The sequence below is a fragment of the Cupriavidus sp. 05T313 genome (assembly GCF_056396665.1).
The window spans coordinates 1-9311 of record NZ_JBFTLX010000270.1; the positions used below are offsets into that span (position 1 = coordinate 1).

The 9311-nt window shown below is 60.7% G+C and carries 9 protein-coding genes; 6 read left to right on the top strand and 3 right to left on the bottom strand.

From position 1 onward, the window contains the following. Positions 1–1358 precede the first annotated feature (1358 nt). On the bottom strand, positions 1359–1583 hold the full coding sequence (locus tag AC1DKD_RS35135; RefSeq protein ID WP_477144310.1) for a hypothetical protein: 225 nt from the start codon (positions 1581–1583) through the stop codon (positions 1359–1361). A 760-nt stretch (positions 1584–2343) separates the two neighbouring features. Here AC1DKD_RS35135 and AC1DKD_RS35140 point away from each other — a divergent pair. Next, positions 2344–2661, top strand: coding sequence for a hypothetical protein (locus AC1DKD_RS35140; protein ID WP_477103788.1), 318 nt, complete (start codon positions 2344–2346; stop codon positions 2659–2661). A gap of 306 nt (positions 2662–2967) precedes the next feature. Next, on the top strand, positions 2968–3168 hold the full coding sequence (locus AC1DKD_RS35145; protein WP_477103789.1) for a DUF2188 domain-containing protein: 201 nt from the start codon (positions 2968–2970) through the stop codon (positions 3166–3168). A 288-nt stretch (positions 3169–3456) separates the two neighbouring features. On the opposite strand, the gene AC1DKD_RS35150 is transcribed toward AC1DKD_RS35145, so the two are convergent. Together AC1DKD_RS35150 and ku are read right to left on the bottom strand one after the other, a co-directional pair. Further along, a complete protein-coding gene (locus tag AC1DKD_RS35150; RefSeq protein WP_400101097.1) occupies positions 3457–4266 on the bottom strand; it encodes a tetratricopeptide repeat protein in 810 nt (269 codons plus the stop codon). A 7-nt stretch (positions 4267–4273) separates the two neighbouring features. After that, positions 4274–5182 (bottom strand): non-homologous end joining protein Ku, encoded by a 909-nt coding sequence (gene ku, locus AC1DKD_RS35155; protein ID WP_400101099.1) that lies wholly within the window; start codon positions 5180–5182, stop codon positions 4274–4276. Positions 5183–5422: 240 nt separating this feature from the next. Here ku and AC1DKD_RS35160 point away from each other — a divergent pair, with 240 nt between their 5' ends. The 4 genes from AC1DKD_RS35160 (at position 5423) to imuA (ending at position 9303) form a co-directional block, all read left to right on the top strand. Next, positions 5423–5647, top strand: coding sequence for a DUF2188 domain-containing protein (locus AC1DKD_RS35160; RefSeq protein ID WP_477103790.1), 225 nt, complete (start codon positions 5423–5425; stop codon positions 5645–5647). 32 nt (positions 5648–5679) lie between these two features. Continuing rightward, positions 5680–8214, top strand: coding sequence for a DNA ligase D (ligD, locus tag AC1DKD_RS35165; RefSeq protein ID WP_477103791.1), 2535 nt, complete (start codon positions 5680–5682; stop codon positions 8212–8214). 18 nt (positions 8215–8232) lie between these two features. Next, a complete protein-coding gene (locus tag AC1DKD_RS35170) occupies positions 8233–8478 on the top strand; it encodes a hypothetical protein (protein WP_477103792.1) in 246 nt (81 codons plus the stop codon). Positions 8479–8598: 120 nt separating this feature from the next. Then, positions 8599–9303: a translesion DNA synthesis-associated protein ImuA gene (imuA, locus tag AC1DKD_RS35175; RefSeq protein WP_400101105.1), complete on the top strand. Its 705-nt coding sequence runs from the start codon at positions 8599–8601 to the stop codon at positions 9301–9303. The last annotated feature ends 8 nt before the right edge of the window (positions 9304–9311 follow it).

A 9311-nucleotide genomic window follows, 5' to 3' on the forward strand; every position in this document is an offset into this window, starting at 1 on the left:
ATGCCCCCGACATGCCCCCGACTCGTTGTTCATTCGCGCTCAAAAAAGCCAGGAGTAAACGCGAATCCGCACGAGTTTACAACCCCTCCCGCCCAAGTCCCATCAAATTCTGGTCGCACTGCGCCCGGTCAGGACGCTGGACTTTTGTATAAGGAGATGCCCTCAACTGGCTGAAAAAGGTCGAAGAGTTGACCGAGAAGCTAACGGCGGAGGTCCTTCCCGGGCCAACTTCGGTCATGCGTTGAGGCAAACGCCAATGTCAGCGGGGCGGCAAGAGCCTTTAACAACCGGTGAGGAGCACCGCAACGGGTTCGCACTCGGCGGTTGGGGTGGAAATCTGCGAACTGTGCGCAAAAATGCGCCCGCACGGCGGTCCAGCTATTTCGCGCTTGTCGTCACGGCAGTCCAGCTAATTCCGGTACTAAGACAGCCGAGTCGCAACGGAATTAGCGGTTAAGCTATTGATTCTTCGCGAATCGCAGTCCGGCGAATTTCGGTTTCTCACAGTAGATAGACGCAGAACCTGAGTATTTTAGACCCATAAGCCGCGTTGGCGTCTCTGCGCCCGGCAGCACATCAGAAAATCGGAAAATCCAGCACCTCTTGCTTTCGAAACGCCTGCATCCACGTGGTCGGCATGGTTGCGGGCCGATAGGCTGTCGCAGAAAGGGCGAAGCAGAGCGGGGTCGAACACGTCGTTCACGGTCGTGACGGCCGGATCAGACGAAACCACTTCAGCCACGAGGCCGAGGATCGCAAAGGCACACGGGCATCCAGCGCCGATACTGAACGGTTCTTGATCTTGGGTCCCGCGCATTGCGCACGACGCTTGCCTCAGGACGATGGGGGCGACGTAGGAGATCGGCAGCCTAGGGCGCTCTATTGTCTTGCGCCCAGCGAGCATGCACCGGGTTGCCGCTTGATCGCATCGCCCCCTCTCTCAGCTCCTTCAGCAGGCAGCCGCATGACTTGGTTGCGCCACTCCTGAGGTTGTTGGTCCGGATCGTCTTCAGCGCGCCACAATCGCATCGGCAATCGCAGAAATAGGCATCCCCCACCTTGTATTGGGGACCCAGCGTTACTAGTCGCCCTACCCGTGTCCCTGTCTCGATCATCTTGTTGTTGTGCATGGTATTCCCTGATGCCCAAGAGCTTCCACAGTACTGCACTGATAGGCAAATAGGAAAGCCCGCCCCTAACGTTGTACGGCTGCCACAACTCGCTGTGGCAGCGTTCATACCAAGCGCTCTCGAGCCTAGCCGAGAATGCAAACGTTTACGGCGTTGAAGACAAGGCGAACTTCAGAACTCGGCCAGATCGTTCGATAGCTATGCCCTGACTTTCGTCAACGTCATACATCAAATATCGCCGGGGGAATTTGTGAATGGTAATGCGCTGGCTAGTTCGAAACGCGCCATGCGCGGGCCGATAGCGATGGGTCGTTCCCTGAGCTTAAATGTCCAAAGTTGCGCCACTTCGGGAACGACGAACGAGATTCGATCTGGCGTCCATCTCAGAGCAACCAGATGTTGGACGGCCACGCCGCGCACCATTAAAGTAGGGCAGGAAAAGTTGAGGGTCATCTCAATCACCTCACACGGGAAACGTGCCTCCTCGTGATGGCCATCGATATAACTCGCCTCAAGCAGTATGGATCCCGTCACGGCGGTAAGCATGGGCCTGTCAGTCCTATAAGCGCCTCGGCGGGGCATTGGAATATCCGTCCCACCCTTGTCGAGTGACGACGGCGACAAAGCAAAGGTGTACTGCGCTCTCCGGGTTCTCAGACTGCCATTCTAGTCGCCATCGGTAACGTTACGTAGGCCGACGGGGACCGAAAGCCACCAGCCACGGGCTAGTACTCCACATCGGACTCAAGGCGACGGGCCTCGTCGAGACGGTGTTCCAGGGTCGGCAAAGGGCTTGCTCGCGAAGCCTTCGACAAGGTTGTTGTGCACTGGACAGTCCAGACTTCTGGGAGATTGGTAGCGGAATAGCTCACGCTGGATATCCCATCGCAAAAATGGCCGAAGGCCGAGAACCCGTTCCTGTCGCCGTGCGAGGTTGCACACTGATGTCCGCCGACCTCGTCCTGAACACAGGCTGCGTCGCCGAGTCCCTCCGCCTTACCTCCCGCGTATATATTCTTTGACTAAGCAGCAGGGACAGCTATCAGCGATGACACCCTTGGGTGAGAGACATGCATTCCTATCATGTGCCCGGACGCGATCCACATCTGTCCGAGGGTCCCATGGGGGTGATAGCCGGGATCACCGCCACAGTTGCAGGCGGACGTCTTGCGATATCTGCACCTCCACAACAGCCCCGTCGCAGAAAATGCGATTGATCACCTTGACCTTTCAGCTCTGCATCCTGTGGCCGGTGGCTGTTGCAGCCGGCCTTCCTGCTGCGTCATCCGAGAGCAGTTTGTACCCCTCCGCCTGCACGTTGTTTATTGACCTCGTCCGCGAGAGCTTGCGATCGGAGCTTGAGATCGAGTGCGTCTCAGGGGCATCGTCCCGATGTGAGGACAAGAACATTGTGGTGAGATCGATACTGATTTACATCGACACCCAGCGACTGCGCGGCGAAGACGACTGCAATACTGCGCTTGAAGCGCTTGAACGGCTGCGCGAATTGCCTTCACCGTCGACTAAGTAGGACAGTGCCCGATGGCATTTTTTACAAGCCTTCCCTACGCTTCAGGCATGTCCGTCAAGTGGAAGCTGAGATGCGAAGAGACATTATGGTCTGTGCAGTGCGTGCAGGTTGGGTCTTGAAAACATGTGGTGCGGCCATTGCGATCCTGGAATTTGAAGAAGTAGGCGAAGCCTTGAGTGTCGGAAGCGCCATAGCGGCCCGCCATGGAGTAGACCTGATCATCGAGGAGCCGAGCGGCCTGCTGCGGTATATTCGGCAGCCGCTCCCGTTAGCGGCGTGACCGAAGTTGTTTTCTAGGAGATCGCCATGACACACAAGGGCAATTTCCATGTCATACCTCATGGCACAGGCTGGGACGTCAAGCGGGAAGGGGCGTTACGTGCACTATTCCACTATGAAACCCAGGAAGACGCGATCAAAGCAGGGAGCGCGCTCGCTCAGCGCGAGAAAGTGGAATTGCTGGTGCACGGTAGCGATGGTCAAATCCGCTTTAATACTGCCAACTGATCATCAAGATCGAGACGCAACGAACTTTCATCGTGATCGCATTGTCGCGACTCCTGGAGGGCCCAGCAGCGATCAATCTTGCGTTGGCCCGATCCATGGTCTCGCGCATCTGTCGGGCCAAAATCGGTCTGTCGACTGCTACTACGGCAGGCCGCAGCGCTTAGCGGCCTGCTCACACCGCTCCCCCGCGCGCTCTTGAGGCGCTGAACGGTGTAGGTGAGCGACTCCTCGACCACGCAGGTCTTTGCCTCGATTGAGGCGCGCCGGGGTAGTGGCATGAAGGCCGCGCTAACGCTGCAGCTTCCGATACTCATTGAAATGTCGGATCGCCCGCATACCATTGCCGAGCGTCTCGTAGATACGAGCGGCGTTGAAGTGCGCGTCGGCAAAATCCGGCGCCAATTGGATGCAGCGCTCATAGCTGGTGAGTGCCTCCCCGGGGCGTTCCTGGTCCTCAAGCGCCACGGCCAGGTTGAAATGGAGCAACGGTTCGCTCGGCAGCTGTGAGATGCCAGAGCGGTACAGTTCGGTCGCCTCGCCAAACCGGCGCGCGTCGCACAGCATGCAGCCCAGGTTGAGATAGGGATCCAGAAATGTTGGATCCTCCGCCAAGGCCCGCCGGTATGCTGCCTCGGCGTCGATCGGCTTCTCCGTTTCCAGCTCGGCACCGATGAGAAACCAATCCTGCGCGTCGGCCTCCGGCGCCCGTGCATCGTGCAGAGACTCCACGACCGCCGCGCCCGGTTCACCTGGCTCAAAGTCCATCAGCATCTGGCCCGACACAGCCTGCCATCCCCTACCCTCGTCCTTTGTCGCCACTTCGTTGCCCATCGCACGAATCCGCACACCGGTCAGCGGCTGGCCAGTGCCGCGAGAAGCCTTCACCCTCGCCAGCGCGCGGACAATCAGCCGCGTTGGGATCTTGGCGCCATGCAGCGAATTGGCAGTCCGGAGAAGCACCATGTCCTGAAACGTGAAGAGAAGCTTCCGGCGCGGCCCGCGTGTGGGCGTGATGATCCCCTCGGTGACCAGCCTGGTGGCCACCGAACGCGGGATGCCCAGCATYGTCTCGGCGTCCTTCAGGGTGTACGTCGGCATCGGCCCGTCACTTTTTCGCCGCTGAAGCTCGCTTGGCGGGAGCGGGCGCTGGCGCCGCAGTGGCACGCTTCCCGGTCTTCTTTCTCTTGCCCTCCGCTGCAGCCGCTGAGGCCGGTGCCTTCGTTCCGCCCTGTTTGCGCTGGGCCATGCTTGCGCGCAGGGCCTCCATCAGGTCTATCACTTCCGCGCCCTGCCGCGGTTCGCTTCGCTCCTCGCTCACGGCGATCTTCTTGCCGGCGATCTTCTTGTCGATCGCCGCCAAGATGCGGTCTTTCTCCTCATCCTTGTAGGCCGTCGGGTCATACCCTTCCACCGAGTTCTGTTCGATCAGCTGTTCCGCCAAGGCCAGCTCGGCTGGCTGGACCTCAGCTTTCTCCACGTGCAGATCCAGCATCGATCTGACCTCGTCAGCATAGAGGAGTTGCTGGAGCACCAGGCCCTCGTCGACCGCCCGCACCTGCACCATGTACTGCTTGCCTTTCCAGACCCACTGCGCGAGCGCACAGGTCCCCGTCTTTCGCATGGCTTCGGCCAACAAGTTGTATGGCTTACCACCGCGCTTGTCCGGGCCCAAGTAGTAGGCCTTGTCGAAATAGATGGGGTCGACGGCTCCGGCCGGCATGAATGAGACGATATCGATCGTGTGCTTCGCCTCGTCTTCCAACGCCTTCAGTTCATCCGGCTCAAACACAGCGTAGTGGTCAGCTTCGAACTCATAGCCTTTGACCATCTCGGACCGCTCAACCACCACATCTTCGCGGATGCACACATACTGCTGCTTGAGCCTGGAACCGCATCCCTTGTGCAGCAGATTGAAGCCGACCCCCGAGTTGCTTTCCGTGGCACTGAAAATCTTCACGGGGATCGACACGAGGCCGAAGCTGAGAGAGAGGGAAGCAATGGAACGGGCAGCCATGGCGATCACCGTACGGGTCGGGAGTACACCGATCTAGCTTAGATCGTGCCCGACGAACCTGCGGCGTTCCACTGTCACTTTGCGGATAGGCGAGCACTTCGTGGCAGAACATGTGCGTGTAATTTTTGTCGGACTTACATGGCGACCAGTGCGATACCCAGTGTCGGACAGCGGCTTATTGCCGTTCGCTTAGGACGGGGAAATACTGCGATCACAGAGGACGACGAAACGGAGACAGTCATGGCGAACAAGAATGTGCATGTCGTTCCACACGGCGATAAATGGCATGTCGTACGCGAGGGCGCCCACGAGCCCTCTTCTGCGCATGACGACCTAGAGGACGCCATCGCGGCCGGCACGACGGAGGCAAAGCAGGACAGCGTCGAGTTGCTGGTCCATGGGCGAGACGGGCAGATCCGCATGCGCAACAGTTACGGGCACGATCCCCGCGAGGTGAAAGGGTAAAACCCGCGCCGCCCGGTTTGTGAACTCAGTCCATGGCTAAGTCGGCCTCTACCAACGCGCGGAGCCTGGAGCGATACCGTCAGAAGCGGGACTTCGCCGCGACGACGGAGCCGAGCGGCCAGGTGTCCGCCGCGAGCGCCGCCAGCGGCGCACTGAGCTTTGTCGTGCAGAAGCATGCGGCTCGCCGGCTCCACTACGATTTTCGTCTCGAGCTTGAGGGTACCCTCAAGAGTTGGGCGGTCCCCAAGGGACCCAGCCTGGATCCCGCAGAGAAGCGGATGGCCGTGCATGTCGAGGATCACCCGCTGGATTATGCGAGCTTCGAAGGCGTGATCCCACCCAAGGAGTACGGGGCCGGCACAGTCATCGTTTGGGATCGAGGGACGTGGATGCCGGTCGGCGATCCGGTGGCCGGCTACCAGAGCGGCAAGCTGAAGTTCGAGCTGCAAGGTGAGAAGCTACATGGTCATTGGACCTTGGTCAGAATGCACGGCCACGGCGACGAGCGTCAGGAACCGTGGCTCTTGATCAAGGAGCGGGATGCGTTTGCGCGCTCTGCCGCCGAGTACGACATCACCGAGGCCCTGCCGGACAGCGTGCTGGCCCAGGGCAACAGCAAATCGGCTGCCGGCGGTAACGCGAAGACTGCCGTGCCAAAGCAGCGTCGCTCGCGCCCGGGGCAGGGCCGACTCGTACCCGCTGCAGCACGCCCCGCCCCCCTTCCGCTTGCGTTGGCCCCGCAACTGGCGACGCTCGCTTCTGCGGTGCCGCGCAACGCCGAACAATGGGCCTTTGAGATCAAGTTCGACGGCAATCGGTTGTTGGCAAGGGTCGACGGCGACGATGTCCGTCTCTTCACAAGAAACGGCCATGACTGGACATCGCGCCTCAAATCGCTTGCGGCGGAGATTCGCGCTCTTGGCCTCGGTTCCGCCTGGCTGGATGGGGAGATCGTGATACTCAGCGACAAGGGCACCACGGACTTCCAGGCGCTGCAGAATGCGTTTGATAGATCGAAGGTGGAGGACATCCAGTACTTCGTCTTTGACCTCCCCTTCTTCCACGGCCACGACCTACGACAGGTCCCGTTGGCCGAGCGCAGGGCGCTGCTCAAGGAGGTGATAGCCGTGCCAGCTGCGACGCGAGTCAGGTACAGCGCGGACTTTGAGGGCACGCCTGACGACCTTCTTGCCGCGGCGTGCCAGATGGGCTTGGAGGGCCTGATTGGCAAGCGCGTCGACGCGCCGTATGTCTCCGCCCGGGCGCCCAGCTGGATCAAGCTCAAATGCAAACAGCGGCAAGAATTCGTCATCTGCGGATTCACGGCCCCGAAGGGAAGCCGACTAGGCCTCGGCGCGCTACTGCTTGGCGTGCACGATCAAACCGGGAAACTGCACTACGCGGGCAGCGTTGGCAGCGGTCTGGATTCGCCCATGTTGACCAAGTTGCTCGCCATGCTGACCGAACTGGAAGGGCCAGTCTGCCCCTTTGGAAAGCCACCACCGCGCTTAGCCGCCCGATGGGTCAAGCCGAAGCTGGTGGCCGAGATCTCGTTTGCCGAGTGGACCAAAGAAGGCCGAATCCGGCATCCTGTCTTTCATGCCTTGCGCGCCGACAAGACAGCCGGCAACGTGACAAGAGAGCAGCCGGTCGATGTGGAACAGCCCCGGCCTCGGCCAGCGCGCTCGGTCAAGGTATCCAACGCGGAACGTGTGATTGACCCGTCGACCGGAATGACGAAAGGTGACCTGGTCGGTTTCTACGAAGCCATCGCGCCGCACCTGCTGCCTCACCTCCGCGGGCGCCCTGTGGCCTTGGTACGCGGGCCAACGGGCATCGACGGCCAGCTGTTCTTTCAGAAGCACGCCGAGACTATCAAGATCCCGGGGATCAACGTCCTCAATGCCAGCCTATGGGCTGGGCATCCGCCACTCCTGGAGATCGCCAGCCAGACGGCCATTGTCGCCGCAGCGCAACTGAACGTGATCGAGTTCCATACATGGAATGCGACCAAGCGTGCCATCGACAAGCCGGATCGCGTCATCTTCGACCTGGACCCCGGTGATGGCGTGCCATGGCGGCACATGCTTGACGCCGCCATGCTGACGAAGTCTATGCTGGATGAGCTTGGCCTGGTGAGCTTTCTCAAGACCAGTGGTGGCAAAGGCCTGCATGTCGTTGTGCCCATGGCGCCCAAACTTCCGTGGATCACGGTGAAGAAGTTCTCACAAGATGTCGTTCTTCATATCGCCCAGACCATTCCGCAGCGCTTCGTTTCTAAGAGCGGGCCGCGCAATCGGATTGGGAAGATCTACATCGACTACCTGCGCAACGGCCAAGGGGCGACGACGGTGTCCGCATTCTCTGCACGCGCACGGCCGGGTCTCGGGGTTTCGATGCCGGCATCCTGGGAGGAACTGGAGGCACTGACAGCGGGCGATCATTGGACGATCCAGACCGCCCTGCAGCGCGTGGAAGCCGCCGGCTACGTCGATCCGTGGGCGGAGTACGCCGATACTAGAAAGGTGCAACAAATTGGTGCGGCCATCCGCAAGCTAGCTGGCTAGTCGATTGGAGGATTTGCCATGGCAACCCTAGATGCGTTTCCTGCCGCGGAGCGCGAAGCCTTTACCAACGCCTGTCGTCGGCACGGGTTCATCGCCGCCGACTTYAGCGTCTGCGACATGACCGGGGAACAGGAACGCCTGGTCAGCGTGCTGAGGCCAGAGACAGGCGTATTGATGCAGTACGCGGCAGGGTCTCGTGATTCTTGGTCAACCAAATTCGAGCACGACCTAGCCATCCGGGTCTTCGGAGACGCCCCCGAGTAAAACCTCGACGGTGCCCGCTCAATACGCGGCCCTTAAGGCACTTTCAAGCTCGGGAGAAGAAATCCGTGACCACTGTATATATATACAGTAAACTGGGTTGCATGGACTCAACCAATCGCCATGCCGACGCCCAATCCAGAATCCATCCATCCTGCCCTTTGGTTAGCCGCCCAGTTGGCCCGGGCGAACGGTCGCACCGTCGCCACCGGCTATCCGGTGCTGACGGCCGAGTTGCCGGGTGGCGGTTGGCCAACGGCGTCGCTGGTCGAACTTCTGGTGCGCCAGCCGGGTGTGGGAGAGCTTCGCCTGCTGCGCCCCGCACTGGCGGAGGTCTGTAAGCGGCCTATCGCCCTGATTCAACCGCCGCAAACGCCCCAGGCGCTCGCATTGGCCAGTTGGGGCGTGCCGCCCGAACGTCTGCTGTGGATTCGCAGCCAGCGTACGGCCGATGCCCTTTGGGCCACCGAGCAGTTGCTGCGCGCCGGCACTTGCGGCGCGGTTCTGCTTTGGCAGACCCATATCCGCAATGACGCGCTGCGCCGCCTGCACCTGGCCGCGCAGAGTGGCGAGGCGCTGTTTTTCCTCATGCGGCCCCTGGCCTGTGCACGCGACGCGTCGCCAGCGCCCCTGCGCATCGGGGTTGCGCCCGCCGCCGGCGGCGTCGATCTCTCCTTCATCAAGCGGCGCGGCCCGCAGCAGGACCTGCCCGTGCGCGTCCTGCTGGAACCGTCGCCGATCCTGCTTCACCGTCATGTTGCGCCTCTGGATCTGCCTGCACCTCTCGTCCCTGCCACTCGAAGTCTTCCGGCCGAATTGGTCCACTGAGTTGGCTG